Annotated in this window: 35 protein-coding genes; 3 read left to right on the top strand and 32 right to left on the bottom strand. The window is 69.1% G+C overall.

The window, feature by feature from the left end; genetic code table 11:
- Positions 1-431: 431 nt before the first annotated feature.
- The 28 genes from VFZ20_RS12700 to VFZ20_RS32930 form a co-directional block, all read right to left on the bottom strand.
- A complete protein-coding gene (locus VFZ20_RS12700) occupies positions 432-653 on the bottom strand; it encodes a hypothetical protein (protein ID WP_329684259.1) in 222 nt (73 codons plus the stop codon).
- Positions 654-706: 53 nt separating this feature from the next.
- Positions 707-2,266 (bottom strand): hypothetical protein, encoded by a 1,560-nt coding sequence (locus VFZ20_RS12695; protein ID WP_329684258.1) that lies wholly within the window; start codon positions 2,264-2,266, stop codon positions 707-709.
- A gap of 358 nt (positions 2,267-2,624) precedes the next feature.
- Entirely contained in the window at positions 2,625-2,831 is a 207-nt protein-coding gene (locus VFZ20_RS32935; RefSeq protein WP_414682938.1) for a Lar family restriction alleviation protein, read from the bottom strand.
- On the bottom strand, positions 2,824-3,057 hold the full coding sequence (locus VFZ20_RS12690) for a hypothetical protein (RefSeq protein WP_329684257.1): 234 nt from the start codon (positions 3,055-3,057) through the stop codon (positions 2,824-2,826). Before VFZ20_RS12690 ends, VFZ20_RS32935 begins: the two co-directional genes overlap by 8 nt.
- A 376-nt stretch (positions 3,058-3,433) precedes the next feature.
- Positions 3,434-3,718, bottom strand: coding sequence for a hypothetical protein (locus tag VFZ20_RS12685; protein ID WP_329684256.1), 285 nt, complete (start codon positions 3,716-3,718; stop codon positions 3,434-3,436).
- A gap of 456 nt (positions 3,719-4,174) precedes the next feature.
- Positions 4,175-4,537 (bottom strand): hypothetical protein, encoded by a 363-nt coding sequence (locus tag VFZ20_RS12680; protein WP_329684255.1) that lies wholly within the window; start codon positions 4,535-4,537, stop codon positions 4,175-4,177.
- Complete coding sequence (locus VFZ20_RS12675; protein WP_329684254.1) at positions 4,537-4,785, bottom strand: hypothetical protein; 249 nt, start codon at positions 4,783-4,785, stop codon at positions 4,537-4,539. Before VFZ20_RS12675 ends, VFZ20_RS12680 begins: the two co-directional genes overlap by 1 nt.
- Positions 4,785-4,946, bottom strand: a complete 162-nt coding sequence (locus VFZ20_RS12670) for a hypothetical protein (protein ID WP_329684253.1) — start codon at positions 4,944-4,946, stop codon at positions 4,785-4,787. The genes VFZ20_RS12675 and VFZ20_RS12670 overlap by 1 nt, the downstream gene beginning before the upstream one ends.
- Positions 4,947-5,124: 178 nt before the next feature.
- A complete protein-coding gene (locus VFZ20_RS12665) occupies positions 5,125-5,358 on the bottom strand; it encodes a hypothetical protein (RefSeq protein ID WP_329684252.1) in 234 nt (77 codons plus the stop codon).
- Entirely contained in the window at positions 5,358-5,675 is a 318-nt protein-coding gene (locus tag VFZ20_RS12660) for a hypothetical protein (protein WP_329684251.1), read from the bottom strand. The genes VFZ20_RS12665 and VFZ20_RS12660 overlap by 1 nt, the downstream gene beginning before the upstream one ends.
- A complete protein-coding gene (locus tag VFZ20_RS12655) occupies positions 5,672-5,896 on the bottom strand; it encodes a helix-turn-helix transcriptional regulator (RefSeq protein WP_329684250.1) in 225 nt (74 codons plus the stop codon). Before VFZ20_RS12655 ends, VFZ20_RS12660 begins: the two co-directional genes overlap by 4 nt.
- Before the next feature lie 45 nt (positions 5,897-5,941).
- A complete protein-coding gene (locus VFZ20_RS12650; protein ID WP_329684249.1) occupies positions 5,942-6,421 on the bottom strand; it encodes a hypothetical protein in 480 nt (159 codons plus the stop codon).
- Positions 6,418-6,831 carry a hypothetical protein gene (locus VFZ20_RS12645; RefSeq protein ID WP_329684248.1) on the bottom strand — a complete coding sequence of 138 codons (414 nt, stop codon included), beginning with the start codon at positions 6,829-6,831 and terminating at the stop codon, positions 6,418-6,420. Before VFZ20_RS12645 ends, VFZ20_RS12650 begins: the two co-directional genes overlap by 4 nt.
- A 168-nt stretch (positions 6,832-6,999) precedes the next feature.
- Complete coding sequence (locus VFZ20_RS12640; RefSeq protein ID WP_329684247.1) at positions 7,000-7,359, bottom strand: hypothetical protein; 360 nt, start codon at positions 7,357-7,359, stop codon at positions 7,000-7,002.
- Positions 7,335-7,625 carry a hypothetical protein gene (locus VFZ20_RS12635; protein WP_329684246.1) on the bottom strand — a complete coding sequence of 97 codons (291 nt, stop codon included), beginning with the start codon at positions 7,623-7,625 and terminating at the stop codon, positions 7,335-7,337. The genes VFZ20_RS12640 and VFZ20_RS12635 overlap by 25 nt, the downstream gene beginning before the upstream one ends.
- A 61-nt stretch (positions 7,626-7,686) precedes the next feature.
- Entirely contained in the window at positions 7,687-8,523 is an 837-nt protein-coding gene (locus VFZ20_RS12630) for a hypothetical protein (RefSeq protein WP_329684245.1), read from the bottom strand.
- A gap of 3 nt (positions 8,524-8,526) precedes the next feature.
- A complete protein-coding gene (locus tag VFZ20_RS12625) occupies positions 8,527-8,715 on the bottom strand; it encodes a hypothetical protein (protein WP_329684244.1) in 189 nt (62 codons plus the stop codon).
- 252 nt (positions 8,716-8,967) lie between these two features.
- Positions 8,968-9,156 (bottom strand): hypothetical protein, encoded by a 189-nt coding sequence (locus tag VFZ20_RS12620; protein ID WP_329684243.1) that lies wholly within the window; start codon positions 9,154-9,156, stop codon positions 8,968-8,970.
- 7 nt (positions 9,157-9,163) lie between these two features.
- The gene (locus VFZ20_RS12615; RefSeq protein WP_329684242.1) at positions 9,164-9,913 is read right to left on the bottom strand and encodes a DUF5131 family protein; all 750 of its coding nucleotides are present in this window, start codon (positions 9,911-9,913) and stop codon (positions 9,164-9,166) included.
- A 412-nt stretch (positions 9,914-10,325) separates the two neighbouring features.
- On the bottom strand, positions 10,326-10,676 hold the full coding sequence (locus tag VFZ20_RS12610) for a hypothetical protein (protein WP_329684241.1): 351 nt from the start codon (positions 10,674-10,676) through the stop codon (positions 10,326-10,328).
- On the bottom strand, positions 10,673-10,858 hold the full coding sequence (locus VFZ20_RS12605) for a hypothetical protein (protein ID WP_329684240.1): 186 nt from the start codon (positions 10,856-10,858) through the stop codon (positions 10,673-10,675). Before VFZ20_RS12605 ends, VFZ20_RS12610 begins: the two co-directional genes overlap by 4 nt.
- Before the next feature lie 11 nt (positions 10,859-10,869).
- On the bottom strand, positions 10,870-11,685 hold the full coding sequence (locus VFZ20_RS12600; protein WP_329684239.1) for a hypothetical protein: 816 nt from the start codon (positions 11,683-11,685) through the stop codon (positions 10,870-10,872).
- Positions 11,686-11,695: 10 nt separating this feature from the next.
- Positions 11,696-12,115, bottom strand: a complete 420-nt coding sequence (locus VFZ20_RS12595) for a hypothetical protein (RefSeq protein WP_329684238.1) — start codon at positions 12,113-12,115, stop codon at positions 11,696-11,698.
- A 105-nt stretch (positions 12,116-12,220) separates the two neighbouring features.
- The gene (locus tag VFZ20_RS12590) at positions 12,221-12,442 is read right to left on the bottom strand and encodes a hypothetical protein (protein WP_329684237.1); all 222 of its coding nucleotides are present in this window, start codon (positions 12,440-12,442) and stop codon (positions 12,221-12,223) included.
- A complete protein-coding gene (locus VFZ20_RS12585; RefSeq protein ID WP_329684236.1) occupies positions 12,439-12,870 on the bottom strand; it encodes a hypothetical protein in 432 nt (143 codons plus the stop codon). The genes VFZ20_RS12590 and VFZ20_RS12585 overlap by 4 nt, the downstream gene beginning before the upstream one ends.
- The gene (locus tag VFZ20_RS12580) at positions 12,867-13,106 is read right to left on the bottom strand and encodes a hypothetical protein (RefSeq protein WP_329684235.1); all 240 of its coding nucleotides are present in this window, start codon (positions 13,104-13,106) and stop codon (positions 12,867-12,869) included. Before VFZ20_RS12580 ends, VFZ20_RS12585 begins: the two co-directional genes overlap by 4 nt.
- Positions 13,107-13,132: 26 nt before the next feature.
- Positions 13,133-13,420 carry a hypothetical protein gene (locus VFZ20_RS12575; RefSeq protein ID WP_329684234.1) on the bottom strand — a complete coding sequence of 96 codons (288 nt, stop codon included), beginning with the start codon at positions 13,418-13,420 and terminating at the stop codon, positions 13,133-13,135.
- 12 nt (positions 13,421-13,432) lie between these two features.
- Positions 13,433-13,750: a helix-turn-helix domain-containing protein gene (locus tag VFZ20_RS32930; protein ID WP_414682937.1), complete on the bottom strand. Its 318-nt coding sequence runs from the start codon at positions 13,748-13,750 to the stop codon at positions 13,433-13,435.
- 94 nt (positions 13,751-13,844) lie between these two features.
- On the opposite strand from VFZ20_RS32930, the gene VFZ20_RS12570 reads away from it, so the two are divergent.
- The gene (locus tag VFZ20_RS12570) at positions 13,845-14,183 is read left to right on the top strand and encodes a helix-turn-helix transcriptional regulator (protein WP_329684233.1); all 339 of its coding nucleotides are present in this window, start codon (positions 13,845-13,847) and stop codon (positions 14,181-14,183) included.
- Between the two features lie 443 nt (positions 14,184-14,626).
- On the opposite strand, the gene VFZ20_RS12565 is transcribed toward VFZ20_RS12570, so the two are convergent.
- Complete coding sequence (locus tag VFZ20_RS12565) at positions 14,627-15,901, bottom strand: tyrosine-type recombinase/integrase (protein WP_329684232.1); 1,275 nt, start codon at positions 15,899-15,901, stop codon at positions 14,627-14,629.
- Positions 15,902-16,112: 211 nt separating this feature from the next.
- Between VFZ20_RS12565 and VFZ20_RS12560 the strand changes: the two genes are divergently transcribed.
- Positions 16,113-16,481, top strand: a complete 369-nt coding sequence (locus tag VFZ20_RS12560) for a hypothetical protein (RefSeq protein ID WP_329684231.1) — start codon at positions 16,113-16,115, stop codon at positions 16,479-16,481.
- Between the two features lie 5 nt (positions 16,482-16,486).
- Positions 16,487-16,963: a hypothetical protein gene (locus VFZ20_RS12555; protein WP_329684230.1), complete on the top strand. Its 477-nt coding sequence runs from the start codon at positions 16,487-16,489 to the stop codon at positions 16,961-16,963.
- Here the strand turns inward: VFZ20_RS12555 and VFZ20_RS12550 are convergent.
- The 3 genes from VFZ20_RS12550 to VFZ20_RS12540 all read right to left on the bottom strand — a co-directional run.
- On the bottom strand, positions 16,960-18,612 hold the full coding sequence (locus tag VFZ20_RS12550; RefSeq protein WP_329684229.1) for a hypothetical protein: 1,653 nt from the start codon (positions 18,610-18,612) through the stop codon (positions 16,960-16,962). The two genes, VFZ20_RS12555 and VFZ20_RS12550, sit on opposite strands and share 4 nt — an antisense overlap.
- A 6-nt stretch (positions 18,613-18,618) precedes the next feature.
- A complete protein-coding gene (locus tag VFZ20_RS12545; protein WP_329684228.1) occupies positions 18,619-19,713 on the bottom strand; it encodes a hypothetical protein in 1,095 nt (364 codons plus the stop codon).
- On the bottom strand, positions 19,710-20,034 hold a 325-nt coding region (locus VFZ20_RS12540), incomplete at its 5' end, for a hypothetical protein (protein WP_329684227.1). The genes VFZ20_RS12540 and VFZ20_RS12545, both read right to left, overlap by 4 nt.

Below are 20,034 nucleotides of genomic sequence, written 5' to 3'. Positions count from 1 at the left end.
TTCAGGATCGGGCTTGAAGTCTCGCGGATCTCCCCCGTGGAATCCGCCGTAAGTCGTCTCGCGTCTCTTGGCCCTGCGGATCGTGCAGCCTCCCGGGACGCCACTGAACGTCCCGTCCTCGTTTTCGGTTATCATCCCCTCGGCTCCCCCTCCCCCGCCACCTTGCGCGATCTCCCCCGAGGCCATCCGACAGGACCAGCCGGTAACCACCAGCGACGAGCACGGCAGCCGGCGCACATCTCGGGAGGATCGCACTCGGCTAGGTGGTGCTCCAGGCCGGGAGGGCACTCGCACCGGGCGGCCCACTCGTGTCCACAGCGGAGGCAGTGGCAGAGGTAGATCGGGGCGAAGGTCTCGCGGATCGGCGCGTTCTTGGGATTCATCGCGTAAGCCCTGGGAGAGCGCCCGTGGGCGCCTCCCCAAGACCGGCGCTACCAGCCGAACTCGCGGACCACGCGGTCGCCCTTGCGCGCCAGCACCAGGACCCGCGTACCCGTCACGCCAGCAGCCTGCTGCTCGGCAGCGAACCCCTCGGCGTACTGGACCGCCGACGCCTCGTCCACGCTGGTGTAGGCCGCCCGGTGGCGGAACCACTGGCCCTGCTGTCCACGCTGCGTCTTCACCACCTTGTACTGCCACTTGCTCTTCATCATCCCCTCCTGACACCAAATATAGCTCGCGGACGAGCGGATGTCAAGAGGAATCTTTAGGGCTCCCCCTCCCCCGCGGCGCGCCGGGCGCAATTCGGGCAGCCGCCGCCGTACCACGCATGGCCGGCCTTGCACTTCGGCAGGATCGTGATCGGCAGCAATCCTGCGTCCACCGCGGCCTGCATCGTCTGACTCTCGCACTCGCCCATCTCGTCATCGAAGCCGTGCAGATACAGCTCCGGCTGGTCCTCGCCGCGCCAGAGAGACTCCCCGTCGGCGCAGGCCCCGCACTCGTTCTCCGCAGCGGCTTCGATGATCTCTAGTGCCTTGGCAAGCGGCTCCCCCTCTCGGCTCACCGGGGCAGGCTCCGGGGCCGCAATCCCGTAGGTGTACGGTTCCACTCTCCAGACGTGTCCGCAGAATTCGCACAGGTGCTTGTGGTGAGGGCGCGTCTCCCACTCGCCGCGGTCTACGTGGCGCTCGTTGCACTTCGGACAGAACAGGTGGGCCGGCTTCGGCGCCCCCTCCTGCGCCGGGGCGGGCGGCCTCCATCCCTGCTCGACCAGCGCCGACATGACCTCGCTCGCCTTCGGGTCGCATCCGCAGTTGGGCCAGTCGCAGTCTTGCGGTGGGTCGCACGCGCTGTTTCGCGCCGCGCACTTCCACGGCGCCGGCTCCGGGGCGGGGGACAGGGCTGCGCGGGCTGCTCTGACGCCGGGCTCCAAGTGTCCCCGCCAGATACCGTCCAACCGACGCTCTGCCAAATCCAGCATCTCCCGCAGCGCCCCCTCCATCCTCCCCGCCCTCTGCTGGGCGGAGGCGAGCGCGTTGCGGGCGTCCTTCAGTCGGTCGAAGACCTTGCGGAGAAGACGAGCCCTACTAGCGACGTGGTTCTTCAGGATGACGGCCGCGTTGCGGTAGCCAAGCTTGCGCGCCTCCAGGTCGGCGACCTTGGCCTCCAGCTTCAGGCAGCCGTCGTTCAGGGCATTCTCACGCTCGGCGTAAGCGTGATCACGGACCAGCAACTCGTCTCGCTCCTCCCGCAGCTTGGCGGCCTCGGCTTGCTCACACACCGCGCACAGCACATGCTCGGTGATCGTTTGCACCATTGGAACGCCATGCTTTGGACACAGGCTCCCAGTGGTGGACCCGCCAAGGCCGCCGAACGTAGCGCCTCGGGCCACGTCGCACGGCCACTGCACCTTACAGACATCACACATATAGTCATCGTGGTCACAGCGGACGCGGCGATGGGGGCTCCGAAACTTGGCGGCCTCGGCCTCGGCCGCTTCGGCGCGCTCCTTCGAGGACTCAGCCCCCTGCATCAGATCCCTGACCGACGACACCGTATCGGCAGGACTCTGAGTACCGAGTCCGAGCACGACGCCGATCTCTTCGCACATGTAGGTGACCTGGAACTGAACGTTGTCGAGCACCCTCCGCAGCCGCCCCTGCTCCTCCAGGAGGGGGGCGAGCAGCGGAAGCACAGCCGCGGTGATCTCTCCTGGCCCGACCGGACTCCACGAGCTGTCGCTGCCGTCTTCAGACGTCCCGATCTCCCAGCGGTCGGTCAGCAGAGACTCGATCTTCCAGGCCAAAAACTCAGCGTCGGACATCGGCGGCCTCCGGGTCGCAGAACGTGTGTTTGCGGCTGAGACAGGAAAAGCAGATCGGCCCGAGAATACCGCACGACCCGCACTGCTTCGCCCAAGCCGTACACGGGTTCCCGCACTCCTCGCAGTCAACCCAACGTCTCAGTGGCTCGCCCTTCTTCGGCACGCGGCGGTCCTTCACCTCCCCACCTCCCTCATCTCCGCGACCCGGTGGGGGCCGCAGGCAGCGAATCCTGGGGCAATTCTGTCCAGGCCCGCCACAACTTCCGGGTCAGGACGCTTTCTGAATTGGACCCACGGATCCTCGGAGTCCACCCCATGAATCTGCTCATCCGCGCACACCACCGCCCACACCGTCAGCTCAGCGGGCATCGGAGGACACCAGAGACCGATCTCTCGGCGCGTCATTCCACCGCTCGATGGCGTCCCGTCGAGTCCGGCGATCAGGCCCGCTAGCGCCGCAGAACGGGTTCCCACAGAACACCCACCACAGGCCAGCAGCACCTTCGACCGATACGCGATCGTCGGCACAGAACGGGCACGGCTCCGGCTTAGTCTTCTCAGCCATTCCGCTCCCTCCCCTCCTCCTCGCCCAGGCCGAAGTGGGAGAGGATCGCCAAGTCGGGGTCAGTGTCGTCGTAGCACGGGCGCGTTACCACCTCCGCGGCCTCCCGGATCAGGCGCTCCAGGACAGCCACGATCTTGAGATGATGCCCGTAGACGATCGTGTAGCCGAACGGCTGCTCGATCTCCCTCGCCGCCTCCTCGATCCGGCGCCGGGGGTTAGTCGGCATCAGCTCACCTGCTCCCACCCGCACGCGCGGTATCTGAGGCACCAGACAATCCCGAATCCAGCCTCCTCTTCGAAGGCCCACGAAATCTTGTAGCCGCACTTTGGGCAGCGCGGCTTCGGCTTCTTCCGCACCTCGGCTGGGGTGGTCATCGGGGAATCCAGAAACGTCCAGCCAGGGCCCTCTCGGCCTCCTCGCGTGTTTGCCAGTACCGCAGCGACTCACGCGAATACGGCATACCGTACTCTGAGCAGTCCCTGTTCTCACAGGCCGTGCCGATGTAGTAGCCGCCACCCGATTGCAACACTCGGATCCGAAACTTCTTGCCGCAGTCGCACTTGTTCGGAGCCCCGCTCCCGATCGTCTCACCTGGCAGCATCTACCCCTCCCCCCGCGGCGCGTCGGCCAGGGCGCGGATTGCGTCTCGGTACTGAATCACGGCGGCCATCGCCCCCGCTCCAGGATCGCCCGTCAACCTCTCGTGATCGCAAGCAACGTCCATGCTCTCGTGCAGGTCCGCCGCTTCCCTCAGCCCCGCCCTCCTCCCCTCCTCGCGGGCCGAGCGGAGGGCGGACTCGATCTGCCTAGCAATAACCAATCTCGCCAGATGGTGCCCGGGAGACAGATCCGCCAGCTTCCTCGCCTCCTCGCTCGGGTCGCTCATCGGGAGCCCTTCTCCAGGGCCGCGAAGTTCCAGCGCGACACCAGTAGCCGATGCAACCACACGGGCCGCCACACCCAGCCCCGAGCCGGCGCATTGAGTCCGGGCGAACAAACGATGCAAGTTTCCAGGTAGCGTCCAAGATGACACGCACTCACGCAATTCGGACAGGTCTCACGGAACAGGCGTCTCACCGCCCCTCCTTCAGCTTCTCGACCGAGGCGAGGGCGGCCAAGGACCGACACCGCGAGCATGCTCCGCACTTGCGGTCGTTGCAGTCTGACCGCCCCGGCGATAGCTCGCCTTGCAGCGCCCCCACCACCTCCGTGAAGACGGATTCGACCACGGCCGTGAGGCAGCCCCGGCTGTGCTTGGGTCCTCCGTGGTATCCAGTCAGACAGCCGACGCAGTAGTCGCCGCTGATCGATCTCTCGTATCCCCACGGTCCCTTCGGCAGCATCAGCGTCCCTCCCCCTTCTCGGCCGCGTCCCAGGCGCGACAATCGGCGCAGCGCTCATCGATCACCTCACCGCCCGGGCCAGTCCCGACCAGGCAGTGGCGCGTGTGGTCATCACGATAGGCCCGCCCCGCCTCCACCTGGCGACGGAGATGGAGGTAGCGCACGTCCGACTGCTCGATCTCGGCGTCGCGCTTCTCCACCTCCCCCTTGAGCCGGGCGATCTCCGCGTCGCGCTCGCGCAGCAGCTCGGAGGCGAAGGTGACGAATTCGTCTACGTCCTGGCTGCCAGACAGGTCCACTTCGGGCGCGTAACCGTAACGCTGCCGATACCATCTCTCCGCCCTCTCCCGCAGATCGGACATCACCGCCCCTCCAGCGTGTTGGTGTAGAAGTGCCCCTTCGAGACGTAGTCGGGGAAGGCGTCGAACACCACGTCACACCGTTCGAGGTCGTCGGCGCCGTCTCGCGCGCGCCAGTACCTCCGCACGACCGTCGCCGGCAGGAAGAAGCACTCGTTCCTCTGATGCTCCCGGCAGTCTCCGAGCGGCTGCCACAGCCAGTAACAGAACACCAGCCGACGTTCGGACTCGGACTTCTCGGCGCGAGGCATCAGCGGGCCTCGGCCTTGGTCAGCACTGCTTCGATTCTCTCGATCAGAGGACAGTTGGCGATTGGGTCGGCTGGGCAGAACGTACAGTCCATGCTCTCGTGATAGGTGCGGACAACCTCGTCTACGTCCTTCAGCACCGCGAACGCCGTCTCCTTCGCCATCACCCCTCCCTGCCCTCGCGCTCCGGCTTCGCCTTGGCGAGATCGTGCGGACACGGTATGCCTTCCTCGGCGTGATACCAGCAGCCGCACTCGCCGGTCATGCAATAATTCGGGCACCACCCCTCGGAGTCTTTCTCGGCCCCGCAGTCAACGCACCGCAGTTCTGTTTCAGGCATGCTCACTCCCCCTCGCGCTCCCCCGGCTCGTCGTCTCGCAGGCCGGGGACGGCGATGAACACGGCCCGCGCGCTGATGGTTGCGTGGTGCTTTGCGGCTCGGCAGTCCGGCCCCTGCGGCCAATCCATCGCGTAAGTGGCATCGAAGATGCGCCCTTCGGTGCCCCAGGTGTCACGCCACGCGATTCTGAGCTGCGCCGCGTCTGCCTCCGCGTCCATCCGCCCCTGATTCGACATCACCCCTCCAGAGCCTTGCGCTTCGGCTTCCACTCCCCGTCGCGCCACTCGACTCGCCCACGCTTCCCGCGAGGCGGCTTGATCGGCGTCAACTCGATCGACTCGGCCTGCTGAGCCACGCTGCACTGAGCGCTACCGCAGTCCCACACGCCAGTCGGACGAAGAACCGCCAGTGTCCCGTCCTGCGGCGCCGGGCCATCGATCACGACCACACGCCAAATCGTCGTCACGATGCGGGGCTCGTTCCAGTCCATGTCCGTGGTCATGATCCTCAGGCCGCTGGAGTCGTGTTCGATCCGCCCGGTTAGCATGGTCACCCCTCCAGCGCCTTGCGGTAACGGGTCCACAGCTTGAGCGAGAACGGCCGCAGCCCGGCCTCGAGTTGCGACACGTAAGAGCTCGAAACGCCCAGGCGGCTAGCCACGTGCGCCAGCTTGATCCCGCGCGCCATTCTCGCGTCGCGCACCCACGCGCCATCCACCAGCACCACGACCCCGCCGCAGCACCGGCACGTTCCCCGCTTGGTCTTTGGTGTCATGCGACCAATATAGCAGAGTGCCTATCGTTTGTCAAGCGTCACGCTTCAGGTCGGCCCCACCGGGCGAGATACTACCGCCGCCCCCGAACGTGACGCACGCTCCAGGTACAGGATCGTCAACGCCAGGTCGGACTTGGCCCGAGACAGCGCCCGCAGCCGCAGCCGCTCGTACTCGACGGCCCCGATGTAGCGCGTAAAGAACTCGACCTTGGCGTGGTGGTCCGAGTCCACGCGCGTATGGCACGGGCGGCAAAGCGGCGCGCCGTTCTCCAGCTCGAAGCGCAGCGCCGGATACGGGCCTTTCGCGAAGCAGTGCGCGGCGTCGTGCCACTTCCGCGCGCGGCACCGCGGGCAGATCCCGCTCGGCTCCTTCGCGTAGATCAGCCGCCGCCACAGGTCGTTCGCGTACTTCACCCGCTCGCGGTGAGTGCCCAGCGCCTTCGGAATCCGGCTTCGGGGCCGCGCGCGCCGCGCGATCGGCTTCGAGCTGCGCTTCAGCGGGACTCGCCGAGAGATCCAGGTCACTCGGCCTCCAACGGGAACTCGGCCCCGAACTCCACCCGAAAGTGCGCCTCGACCTGGTCGCAGAACGCGGCGAACTGGCCCGGGTCTAGCGTCTTGCTCTCGATCGGCACGTCACCGATCGGCGTGGACTCGTGCCCGAGGAAGGCGCCGCACAGCAACCGGTGCACCTGGAGCTTGCTCAGCGGTACCACCCGGCCCTGGCTCAGCAGCTCGCGCACCACCGGCACGATGCAGCCGAAATACCGGCGGAGCTGGGGATTCGTCCGGGTCCTGCGCTCCGGCTCAATCTGGACCGTTACGCGCTTGCCCGCCCAGCCGTTCAACACCACGTCCCAGCCGGCTCGGTTCAGCGGCCGCAGCTTGCCGTCCGCTGTCACGTCGGCCGTGAACGTTGCGCCGTGGTCAGTCACGCGACGACCAGGGCCTCAGGCCGGCGATGCTCCACGGACCAACCCTCAGGACCCATATCCGGCCAGTCCGCTCCGAGAACAGCGCCGGATGAATCCTGCGATCGGCCACTCGGAGGCCCCATCCGAACAGCCGGAACCAGAACAGCCCTCGCATGTAGTACCAGCCGGTCACGCACGCTCCCGGGCCACCCGCAGCGCCAGCTCGTCGGCCTCGGCCTCTTCCAGCAGATCCACGCCCGGCCGCTCGGCCTGCCGCTGCGCGTCCAGAATCGCCAGCAGCTCGCCCGGCGTCGGCGGGAACGTCCGATCCCTCGAGCCGGGCCCGATCGCCTCCTCGACCAACCGGTGCCACTCCAGGTCGGTCATGGCCCCGCCCAGCACGGCGTAGAACGTCTCCAGCGTCGCGTCAGACAGCTCGCGCCAGTACGCCGCCGCGATGGCCCGGAGGCCCACCCCGAACACCTCGCGGCCGACACGCTCGCGGCCCGTCGAGAGCTGGACGATCACCGGCCCGCTCCGCACTTGCACGGGTGAGTACCTGGTTCGTCCATCGGCTCGCCGGTGTCGCCGGTATCGTGGCATTCCCAGCACTTCGGATCCGGCATCGCGGCTACGCGCGCAATGTTGGCGTCGCGCTCGTCGTTGTCGATCTTGCGGAACCGTCCATCGTCGGTGTTCCACTCCGAGCCGCAGGTGCCGCAGATCACGTCGTATCCGCAGTAGCCGCTGAAGATGGGCGTCTCGATGCAGCGACGCTTTTCCAGGCACCACCCGCACTCCAAAGCGGGGCTCACGCGCCATCCGCCAGTGCCAGTGCACAGCACTGCGCCTTCGACAAAGTGACATGTCACCCTCTCACCTCCCGCGCTGAATGAACCGCGCCACGGCCGCATCGGATCGCGCCTCGGCCCCACCGCCGCCGCGCGCCGGCGCTCGCGCCAAGGCCGTCACGCCCGCCCAGTCCGCGAAATGCTGCGCGAAGTCGTTCACGTTCGGCGCCGGATGCGTGGTCTCCGCGAGGTAGCGCCGCCACGCCGGCCGCACCCAGCCCGACCAGCAGGGGTACGGCTCCTCGGAACGCGCCGCGGCCTGGTGCTCCACCAGCCGGGTCATGACGCCCGCGATCCGCCCGCCCGGGGCAGAGCCGGCGCCGAAACGCTGCTCGTAGTCCTGCACGGCTTCCGCCTGGACTGACGGCGCTCTCGGTTTCTTCGCGGCGGGTGCGGCGGTAGCCGCCCCTTCCGGAGGAATATCCGTAGTGTCTGTCTCTACCTCTACCTCTGCGCGTGATTTGCGTGACGCGTCACGCGGACGCCGAGTCTGGCCGGCCGCCTTTCTCTCCCGGTATCGCTGCGCACGGTCGGCCGACTGCCGCTGCCTTTCAGTTCGCATCTCGCGGTATTTCCTGGAGTTGACGATCTTCCAGCCGCCGTCTATCGGCAGGATCCGGCGGCCCTCGTGGTCGGGCGTGCGCGAGTCCGGGTCGGGGCCGCTCAGGTACTTGATCGCTTCCCGACACGCCTCGACTGGCACGCCGGCCTGACGAGCGATGCCCGGGACAGCACCGTAGACGTTTCCGTCGCCGTCCCCGAGTAGCAACATGGTGATCCACACCAGCTTGACCTCCGGCGTGGAACACCAGACGCTGCTATTCAGGATCGAACCGTAGAGCTTGACGAAGTGCCCGGCCACCCATCACCCCCTGAGAATCACGCGGTACTCGTACAGCCTCGGCGTCCACACGGGAGCGATCGGGCGCCGCTCCACGGTGAACCGGCCGAACTTGGGCTTGCGCAGGTCACGCAGGCGGGCCGAGGCGCCGGCCTCGGTGCAGCCGGCCAGGACCGCCAGCTCTGGCACGGTGCGCCACTTGCCGTCGGCCATGATCCCGAGCACGCGATCGACCGCCCGGCCCTCGCCCACGCCGGGCCGAGGCCGGTTAGCCCGCGGGTGCTGCGCTTCCCAGCCGGCGCGGCGGCACTTCGGGGAACAGTACCGGCCGCCCTTCGCGACCTGGGCGGGCCGGAGCGGATTCCGGCAGCCGGGGGCTTCGCAGGATTGGCCCGTGCACGCGTGGGAACGCGTCGCCGGGGCGCGATCGTCGGCACGGTCGGGGTAGGGGCCGGGCGAGGCCATCTACGCGCCCATGACGGCGCGCAGGGCCGCCCGGAACAATCGCGCACGCTCGCGGCGGTAGGCCGATCCGGTGCCACACGGATGAATCTTCACTACCCGGCGGGCCTCCCGCGCAAGGCCCTCGATCGTCCTGATCACGGACTCACGCGCGGCCTGGCGGTCCAGCAAACGGATGTCCAGGTCTTTCATGCTCACCTCACTCCGGAAATTCCGTCCATCGCCGGCCATCCAGCTCTGGAGTCTCGACCTTCCGTCCGGCGCGTATCTCCTGCTTGTGGAAGAAGGCGATGCCGTTGGCTTGGCACTCGTCGCGCAGCGAGCGGACCCAATCGAGCGACATAGGACGGGCACCGTGCCCGCTCTCGGCGCCAGTGATTACCCAATTCACGGAGGCGGCGCGACGGCCGAGCGTTATGGGTCCGACCAGCGGCTCGGCAGAGATGAAGAACTGCGACACCCAGGACGCCGCGGCGCGCGCGGCCGGCCAACGCCTGTCAAGCCACTCCTGGCTCTCTGCCGTGAATCCCAGCCACACGTTGACGGGCCACTGGCGCCCCCTGTCCTGGCCCCACGGACTGAGCCGGAGCGCGTTCTCCGGCCGCTTGGTGAGGAGCTGCCAGGTCAACAGCGGAGTGGACTCGATCAGGGACCAGAGCCGCTCGCGTGGTGCGTCGAGGTCGCGCCGATCCTCGAACACGTCGGCCATTGACGCGCAGAAGACGAGATGCTTGGGTCCGCCCTGCTGGCGCTTGCGGTGCCACTTCAGCGGCTCGTTCCAGTGGGTGTCACCGAAGAAGCGGCGGTCGGCAGTCGGCCCCCATATCTCGTGCCCCATGCGGTGGGAGAAAGCCTCCGCGTAGCAGTGCTCGCAGCCCGGCGAAACGCGCGTGCAGCCCCACCAGGGATTGAACGTGTAGTGCGTCCACGCAATCGATGTCTCAGCCATTCACCGCACCTCTAGAGAGCCGGCGTCAGGCAACGCGGCCACCGGGATAGGGGCGCTCTCCTGCTCCTACGCCCCTGGCGTGCGCGTCATGTAGGGGGAATGAGCCCCACCCCATCGCCTTCCAGCGTGGATCCGACGCCGGCTCTCTAGAGGTTCCTGGCGGCCGTCCTGCGCGGTGTCTCGCCGGCCCTTGGGCGTACCGGCGCTCGTGGTAGCGGCTGCACCCGGACGTACCCTCCTGCACGCGCGGGTGATCTGAACGGCCGCCAGGAAAAGCCCGCGGAACGGTGACGCGAGCGGGGCGGGGCCGCTCACGCGAGGGGAACCGCTCCGCGGGCTTCTGCTGACTGCCGGTCACGGCGAGGGGTACGCCAGACACCGCGCCCCCTCGCATCATCACGATCACAGGCCCCTACTCCGCCTTGGTGCCGACGTAGCGGCCGTAGACCTTGAGCCCGCGCTGGACGATCTCGAAGCCGCCGCCGGCCGCGAGAGCAATCTTCCGGAGGTAGGTGCCCATGCTGCCGTTGTTGGTCTTGCCGCCGATGGTGTAGAGCAGCGCCCAGCGCCCCTGATGCTGCCGCAGCAACGCAAACAACGCCGGATACTTCGACCTCCCGCGGCCCAGCCCCTTTGCCGGCGGCGGGTCTTCCCACACCACGGCGGCCGGCTCCGGCAACGGCTCGGCCAGCACCGGATCCAGCTTTGCCGGCTTCGGCAGCTCACTGAGCATCTGATGGCGATACGTCTTGGCAGTCTTCATAACGCCCTCGACAGGTGCTCTTCCCAGGTGAGCGAGTCGCGCTCGCTGCGCTGCCGCTGAGCCTCCGTCTGGAGCTTGCGAGCCGCCAGCACCAGCCGCTCCGCGCGCATCCGGATACGCATGCACTGGTAGCTCGACGGCGCGTCCTCGCCGTACTTGAGATTGGACCGACGGAACCGCAAGGCCATGTCCGTTACCCTCCCGCCCGGACGGCGATCTCTTCGGTTTCGGTGATGGACACGCCCGGGATCTGCCGCACACCGCCCGCGACAGCCGCACGGATCGCCTTCTCGTCCACCGTCAGGTACTGCCGCGGCACGTCCTCCGGCTTCACGACTTCGAAGGTCCAGCGCTTCCGCAGGCCCGCGGTGCCGTACTCGCCCTTGAGCACGCGCGGGGCCGGGAGCGGAGCCGCCACGACGGCGGCCGCTTGGTCCGCGCTCGCGGCCTCGGCCCGGGCCAGTGCGTCCTGGCGCTGCTCCGGCGTCTGCGCGGCGTCGGCCTCGAGCAGGGCCTGGCCCTCGCGCGCGGCGGCCTCCTCGGCCAGCCGCTCCGCCTCGCGCCGCTCCCGCTCGACCCGGGCCCGCTCCTGCTGCAACCAGGCTTCGAGCGAGCGCTTGCCCCGCTCCTGGATGTTCTCGATCGCCGTCGTCAGGGGCTTGAACGTGGCGTTGATCGTCTTCACCTGCGCGTTGAGCGGGTCCACTGCCTGGCGCCGGTAGCGGTCCAGGTCTTTGCCGGCCGAGGCCGCGCGGGCCAGCAGCTCCGTGAGCTGGTGCGCCTCCTCGGCAGACTTGAGGGGCTGGCCCGTAGCGCGCCGCGCGATCTCCCGCACGTCTGCCGCGAGGGCCTCGACCATGCGGTACGTCGTCGGGTCCAGCAGGTCCACCGCCGTCTCCGACCGAGGCCCGAACTCGCGCAGGGTCTCGGGTGACTGCGGACGGGTGCGGGGAACGGCCGGGGCCGGCCTGGGCCCCGGCGCTGCGTCGAAGTAACGCCCGATCTTCATGGCCGGGCGCCTAGAAAAGGATGTCGTCGTCGGTGGCCTGGAACTCGGCCGGGGGGACGTCCTCCGTCACGGGCGGCGGCGGAGCCTGCGGCCGCTTGCCGTTGGCCGGCTTCGGTGCCGGCGCGATCCGGATGCCGCCCACGCGCTTCCCGCCGAAGCTCACGTTGCGGTCGTGGTACAGCACCACCTGACAGCCGTGCCAGTCGTCGGTTTCGTCCGTGCCGAGGATCTCCGTGAGGGTCTCCGCGTTGGTCTTGTTCAGGACCAGACCCTTTTCCTTGCCGACGAAGTACAGGACGGGCTTGTTTTCCTTCCCGCCCTCGCCGCGGATCTCCTCGACGCGCACGCTCTCGATCGTCACGAGCACGTTGCGGCCGCCCAGGTCCTCGTGCTTCAGGTAGTTGCTCGGGAACGCACTTCCGATCTTCATTACGCCTCTGCCTTTCTGCCGCTTACCGCGGCCTTGGTACGCGACACGTCCCGCACACGGGACCGCGCCGCCACTGCCGACATGAAGGGCACTGCCAGCGCCCGCTCAATGGATCGCCCGCGAGTACCGGTCACGCCGGACCGGCCCGCGCTCCGACACCGTCCTGCCGCGCAGCCACCGCCGCGGCTCCTCGGCCTCGTGTGTCCTGTCCAGGCCGCGCAGGGTCGAGGCCGACACACGGTCCTCGCCGCGGTGCATCAGGCGTGCGAGCCAGTACACCGCGGTCCCGGCGGCGGCCACGATCGCGAGCTTGACGAGCACGCTCACAGGCCCGCCCGCAGCCGGCGGCGCTCGATGCACCGGGCCGCCTCGAACGCGGTGTCTTCCATGTCCTCCGTGGTCACGTCGTTCCGCTCGATGGCGAGGAGGCCGTCCGTCTCCAGGGTCGCGGCCGTCAGGAGCGAGCGGTAACGGCAGGAGGTGCCGATGATCCCGGCGATGGCCGTCGCCCGGGACACGCTGGGCCTGATGCCTTTCTGCGGGTCGCCGTTCTTTGCGGCCAGGTAGTGCCCGAAGCCAGAGATGTAGCTTTGGAGCTGCGCCAGCTCGTCGGCCTGCGCCGTCGTGAGCGTCACCACCTTGACCTGCTGCGCCCTGGCGGTCACCGGGGCGGGACGAGTCAGCACCGCCCAGCCGAGAGCCGCCAGGGCCGTCCACGGCACGCACGCCAGCAGCACCGCGTCGGTCTTTCTCACCGCACACCTCCGCGCAGGAACGCGCGCACCTCGGACGTGGCCGAGCGCAGATCGGCAGCGTCGCGTAGCTCCTGGATCACCAGCCGCAGCTCCTCGATCGCGGACTCGACCTTGATCCGGATCTCTTCGCGATCGTCCGGCTCGGCGCCGCGCAGATCCGCCGCGCGTTCCGTCAGACCCGAGGCGGCAACCTCCATGACGCGCACGATGCGCGCCTGCCGCTGCTCCAGAGCCACGTGCTCCCAACCGACGTGGGAGGCGCTCACTGGCCCTGCTCCATCAGGCCCGCGAACACCTCGGCCTCGGTCAGATCCTTCCGGGCCGGCCGCAGCGCCAGGCCCTCCATGATCTGGCGCTCCAGCCGGCCCACCTGGGTCTCGGCGTGGCGTCGGCACGCCTCGATCGCCGCGCCGGTCATGCCTAACTCCTTGATGATCGGCAGGCAGAACTTGCAGATCCCGTGAGAGGCCGGCTCGGCGCCGCCGCGGTACGTGTACCCGCAGTGCGCGCAGATCCCACGGAGCGGATTCGTCACGGCGACGCTGGTCATTGCGTTTCCCCCCTACTTCTCGGCGTGAACGGCCACCCGCTGAGCGTCGGCCCAGCGGTCGAGGTCTGCGACCGTGTAAACCCGGAGCTTCCCGTGCTTGCGGTAGTCCGGACCCTTGCCCTGCATGCGCCAGAGCTGGAGAGTCCGAGGCCGGAGCCGCAGGTACGACGCGGCCTCGACAGTCGTCAGGTACGTGTGACAGTCGGCGGAAGTGTTCGGAGGCTGGACAACGCCCGTTGCGTTCCGGGTATCTTCCGCCGCCCCGTTCTCGCGGTCCAGGACCGCGACGGGGGAGGGAGCGGAACCGTTGAGGGCCGACTTGCTTCGCATGCAAGCAATATAGGCCCGACTAGACCCGCAGTCAAGCGGAAAATGGTACTACTTGTTAAGATTTGGAGAGATTACGCAACCGCTAGGCTCTCAAGTGTTTGCGGTCAGGCTCCGTGAGGCTCTACGCCGGACGGGACTGTCTCAGCGGGCCTTTGCGGCCCGGATGGGTCGCACGGAGGGGGCGATCTCGCGGTGGGTAAACGGCATCACCGAGGCCAAGATGGACGAGCTCGTCCGTATCCATCAAATTACAGGGGTCTCGGTCGATTACCTGCTCGGCCTGGTCAGCGATCCGCACGGACACGCTGGCGTCACGCCCGCCCTCGCCCCCGCCGCGCTGCCCTCGCACGAAGCGCTACGGCTGGCGAAGCGGCTGGAGTCGATCGAGGACGACCTGCGCGCCGCGCGCGAGCTGGCCGGCCTGAAGAAGTAGCGATGTCGGCCACGAGCCACGCTAGCTTGCGCTGCGCGTCCGCGATCTTCAGTAGCGCGTCCCGCAGGGCCTCCGCTGTCACGAGGCCAGCCTACGCGACTGTACGGCGGCGGAGAGTCCGCATTGCATTCAAGGCCCCCAAGGATTGCGGCCGGAGGGACGGCCATTGTGGCCTGGCGCGTTTTGGATACTTCGGCACATTTATATCACATTTGTTGGCAACCGGCAACACGCTTGCGCGCCAGCCGTGTTATCCTGCGCCTCGCCGGCCCGCTTGCGTGCCAGGGCTAAGGGCGACCCACCTAGATCCCGGGCAATCTCCTGCGGGCCGGCGTTGTCCCGCCTGACGCGCACCGACATCTCGCCGGCCGTGATCCTGTTCCGGATCCCCGGCCACGAGCACCCGCTGTACCGCGCCGTCCAGCTCGCGGACCGCTGGCGCCTCAGCTATCGGCACTCCGAGGCCGACGAGTGGCGGCACGTCGAGGAGACGTTCGCGACCGCGGGCGGCGCCGAGCGGCGCGCGGCCCTTCTGGCTCGCCAGACGTACCGGCACCTGTTCCGGCCCCGCCGCGCATAGCCGCCGCGATCTCCCGCCCGATCTCATCGGCGGCCGCCGCGAGCGGATCCGCGGCCAGGTGCACGTAGCGTTCCGTGGTCTCCGCCCGGCGGTGTCCCAGGATCCCGCCTATCGTGGGCAGGCCCTTGCCCGAGGTCGCTCCGACGCTCGCGAACGTGTGTCGCAGGTCGTAGAGCCGCACGCCACGCAACCCGGCCCCGCGCGCGACGCGCAGCCAGAAGTGACCGAGGCTCCCGGGCCGGACGTGCGTCCCGCGCTTGTGCCCGGGCAGGACGTAAGGGTTGCGCGCCAGGCGCGGCAGGGTCCGCAGCACCGACAGCGCGGGCCCGGTCAGGCGCAGCACCCGCCGCCCGGTCTTGCTGTCCGGGAGCTGCGCGCGCCCTCGCTCGAGGTCGAGCCACGACCAGCGCAGGCCCGCCACCTCGGACGGGCGCGCGCCGGTATACGCCAGCAGCAGCACCCCGGCGGTCATGTACGGCGCCTCGGCCTCGGCCGCAGCCAGCGCGGCGCCGACCGTCGCCAGCTCCTCGCCGGTCAGGTAGCGCTCGCGCGGCCGCTCGCGGAACCGCTCCACGAGCTTGCACGGGTTGCTCCCCTGCGGCCGTAGGTGCCACCGCTCGGCCGTGCTGAGCATGTGCGAGAGCAGCGCGAGGCACCTGTTGGCGGTCGCCGGCGTCTTCCGCATGCCGTGATGGAAGCCGGCCACGCGCGGCACGTCGAGCGCGTCCAGCCGGTCCCGCCCAAGGGCCGGATTGACGTAGGTGCGAAGATACCTACGGTCGTTCGCTGCGGAGGCAGGCCGCTTCTTGGTGTCGCTCACCTCCGCGAGGTAGCGCTTGCTGAACTCCTCGACCGTCGGCACCCCCTTCGCCCGGTCCCTGGCCGCGGCGGGGTCTTGCCCGGACGCCAGCTCCCCGAGCCTCTGCTGCGCGAGGAGCCGGGCCTGATGCACCGTGATCTTGCCTGCGCGCCCGAGCGTAAGCACCCGCAAGCGTCCGAGCAGGCTGTACTGGAGCAGGTACGACGCGCGGCCGTTCGCACGCTGGAGCCGGACGTGGAAGCCCGTGATCTCCGTATCCCAGACGGTTTGCCCCGACTCCAGAGCCGCCACCGTCCGAGCGCCGATCTTGACTCGCATAGCCGTGCCGTAGCTGTGGAGTGGCACGGTAGCACACCGATACAGACTGTGCCAAACCGCACGGAACACCGGCGGATTCGCTCGCGTATAGTCGGATGTGGAGGCCAGTGCATGCCCGTCGCTGAGCCTCTTAATCTCTGGGTTCATGGTTCGAGTCCATGGCGGGTCACCAGCGGAGATTCAGTCACTTGCGGGCGCATGAGGTGGTCGCGTGAAGTTCCGTAGCTGTGCCGTAGCCGTGGCGCTGCTCCTGGCGGGGTCGCTGGCCCAGGCCGGGACGTGCCCGGTCGTGGCCGTGGCCTCGCCCGACGCCGAGCAGCCCGGCACCGTGTACCTCACCTGGGAGGTCTCCCCGTTTGCCCCCGCCGGATGCGATCCGCTCCTCGAAGAGCAGGTCTGGCGGGTGATCCGCAAGGACGGCTCCACGACCGAGGTTGTCGTGGACGAGGACTACTGGCATACGCAATGGGTCGCGCCCGAGCCCGGCTGGCTGTACTACGCCACCGTGTTCGTGGTCTCGAGTCAGCCCGGCCAGGCCGCGACGGCCGGAACGTACTTCCGCGCGCACGAGGAGGAGTGAAGGTCATGACGAAGCGAATCGCCGTCGCCGTGCTGGTCTTGCTGGCGGGATCCCAGGTCTACGCGCAGTCGCACGACTGCCGAGCCAAGAGCCTGAGCTTCAACCTGGCGAACCTCGCGGACGGCTCCGTGCGCCTGACGGCCGTGTACCGGGCCAAGAGCGACAACGCGGCCCTGAGCCCGACCATGTGCCCGGACGCGATCCCGCCGACGTGGGGCGCGCCCGCCGCGGTGAGCTACTTCGAGGATTACCCCAGCGGCTTCCGGGCCGTCTTCACGCCCGGCACCATCGAGGACGGCGTCCACGAGTTCAGCCTGATCGGACAGCAGGGATGGGCCGAGCCCGTGCTGCTGTACGGCTCCACGTGCGTGCGGTTCAACGGTGGTTACGCCAGCTTCACGGCGTGCCCGGCGCCGTCGTTCGCGAAGGCAGCGAGCCTGACGGTGTACAGCCGGGCCCGCCCGATCGCCTACAGCCGCTAGAAGCTGAACACGTAGCACGCACCAGCGCCACCAGCACCGCCTGCGCCTCCGGCGGTGCTGCTGGCCTGACCAGCCCCACCCCCGCCACCACCACCGCCAGGCACGCCACCGGCACCACCCGCTGCGGCGGTGGTCCCGTCTCGCCGCCCACCACCACCGCCGCCGCCCTGGCCGCCCTTCGTGCTGTCTCCGGCAGCACCGTTCTGGTTCGTGTTGAACGCCGCGCCGCCGGTTCCGCCAGTTCCGCCGCCACCAGTCCCGCCGAAGGTCAGGTCTCCGCCGGTATCGCCACCAGCGCCGCCGTTGGTGTTGGTGTTCGCGGCAGCAACTCCACCGCCAGCGCCGCCCCCACCTCCACCGAACAGGGACGTCCCGCCGGCGATCGTGACGTTTCCGGCACTCTCATTTGCGCCGCCGCCACCACCGCCGTTGAAGCCTCCACCCCCGTTGGAACTGGTTGCGGACCCGCCACCACCGCTATCCGACGTGGCGTCACCGCCAAGGCTGTCCGATCCAGGCCCACCCCCCACCGTGTTCACTCCGCTGGCCCCATTGCCACCGACGGCGCCACCACCACCGCCGCCGCCGCCACCCGACGCCGCAGGCGTAGCCAGTCCAGGCGCACCACCGCCACCACCGAATGCGGTGAGGTAAGCCCCGAAGGTCGTATTCCCACCAGCCGAGCCGATAGTGCCATTCGATGGCGAACCACCGGCCCCGCCCGCACCGCCATCCCCACCGGCCCCGATGGTGACGGCCACCGATGCGGAGATGTCCGAAGCCAGGAAGGTACGCTCGACCCGGGCGCCGCCACCGCCGCCGGCCCCTTCCTGGGCTACCTGGCCGGCCGCCTCACCACCGGCACCACCGCCTCCGCCACCGCCCGCACCGTAGGCCACCACCCGGACGAAAGTGGCGGTGTTCGGCTTGTAGTAGGTCCCGCTCGCGGCGAACGTCTGCACGTCGCTCGCCCACGACTGATCCAGGATGAGGCCGCTAGTGGTCCCGTCGGCCATGAGCACGCGCCGCACGTTCCCGGTCGAGGTCGGCGCCGTGGACGTGACGGCACCTGCGGTCGCGCTGAGGTAGTAGACCGTTCCGGCCACGAGCCCGGACAAGCCGGTCATGCGCCCCACCACGCGCACGGTGCCGGTGTCTCCAGCGTCGCCGCCGGTCAGCGCGATCCCCAGCATCGGAGCCGACACCGACGCATAGCTGAGATCGGCGTCGGTGAGATACCAGCGGCCCGTGGTGTTGCCGCCGTCGCCCGCGCTCAGGTACACCCACTCCTCGGCCGCCACCGTCGTACCGAAGGTGACCTCGACGTCCACGTCAGACGCGGCCGCCGGCACGGCCTGGACGTTGTCCACGGTCCAGATCGGTGAGGCGGGCGGGTCCGTGTCGGTCGAGAGCGCCATCACGAACTTGTAGTTCACGCCCGGCGCAAGGAAGATCCCGCCCGACGTGGGCCGGCCCGCGCTGTTCATGACCACGGGGTTAGCATTCGGCGTGCTCAGGGCCGCCGTGGTGTAGCTGTCCGTCTTGGTGCTCGTGCCGGCCAGGTACACGAAGAGCAGGCCCCCGTTGAGCGGGGCGCCCGCGTTCGTGAACCACTGCTGGAGGACGTAAGGCATCGGCGTGCCGGCCATGCTCTCCTACCTCGCTGCGGCCTTCGGCGCGCGCTTCGCCGCCGGGCCAAGGATCATGTCCACCATCTTCCGCGCGCTCGACGGCGTCATGCCCTCGAACTGCTTGCCGAAGATGTCCCGCACCGACGCCGCGATCTGCCCACGCGAGAGCCCGCTCGCCTTGAGCGAAGCCACCTTCTGCGCCAGCTCGCCCGCGGCGTCCATGGGCAGGTTCCGCGCCTTGGCCGAGGCGGCCGTGGCGTCCGCGAACGCCTGCGGGATCTGCGGCGCTGCCGGGCCCACCTCGGCCGGGAGGGCCGGCATCACGCCGGTCGGCGGCAGCGGGCGCGGGCCCAGCGGGACAGCCCCACGCCGCACCGCGGCCTCCATGGCCTCGGCCGTGGCCTGGGACACCTTCGGCACGGCCTGCTCCGTCACCTCGCGTGCACCCCGTCCCAGCGCATGATTGAGCCGGGCCAGGAGCGACTTGCTCACCTTCGCCGCGTGCGCCGCGCGCGGGAACGCGATCCCGGCCAGCTCGGCCGCCAGCTCGGAACCGGCCACCTTCCCGACGCCGCGCGCCACCGCGCGAGCCGCGCCCGGCGCCGCCTTCGCCGCGCGCACGGCCCCGCGCACCGGAGCCCCGCCCATCGGGACCGCCAGCTCGCCAGCCTTCTCAACCCCGAATCCCACGTTCTGGACCGCGCCCTTCGGTTCCACGATTGGCCGGGCCCGCTCCAGCATCGGCTCCAACGGGTCCTGCATCCCCAGCGCGCGGTTGATCGCGAACGGGAGCGCGTTGACGCCCTGGATCCCCTCGACCACGGACGAGCCGACCCCCTTGGCAATGCCGATGCCGAAGTCCTCGTTCGCGTCGAGCACGCGATCGACAGCGCCGGCCACGCGCTGGCCCGCGCTCGGGGCCGGGGCGGGAGCCGGGGCCGAACCGGCGCCCTTCATGTCCCACAGGTCGGCCTTGACCTGCTTCGGGATCTGGAGCCCCTCCAGCCGGCCCGCCAGCTCGTCCTGGTCGGCCGAGCCCTCGAAGGCGTCCCACAGCTCCGCCCGCTGCTGGTTCGTCAGCGGGCTACGGCGCAGGACGGCCTCGAGGTCGGGGCTCATCGGAACGGATTCTTCCTGGCGCCCGTCGGCTGGCCGGGCGAGGTCGGGGCGGTACGCTCGCGCGGGGCTCGCTCGCGGAAGCGCGCGGTGTCGTAGCCCGCATCAGAGAGCGCGTCGAGCTGCGTCTGCCGGCGCCTCTGGATCGCATCCCACAAGCCGTCCATCTTGGCCTTCGCCACGTCCGGGGGATCTCCGATCGTGGGCAAGATCTTCTTGTACTTCTCCTCGTCTTCCTTGCGGAGCACGCCCTCTTCCAGCGCCTTGCCGATCACCTGCTTGACTCGATCGATGGTCGCCTGCTTCTGCTTGGCGTCGCTGCCC

The sequence above is a fragment of the Longimicrobium sp. genome (assembly GCF_036280135.1).
Taxonomy (GTDB): domain Bacteria; phylum Gemmatimonadota; class Gemmatimonadetes; order Longimicrobiales; family Longimicrobiaceae; genus Longimicrobium.
The sequence above is the reverse complement of the archived record's forward strand: the minus strand, read 5'-3'. Positions and strand labels throughout refer to the sequence as shown.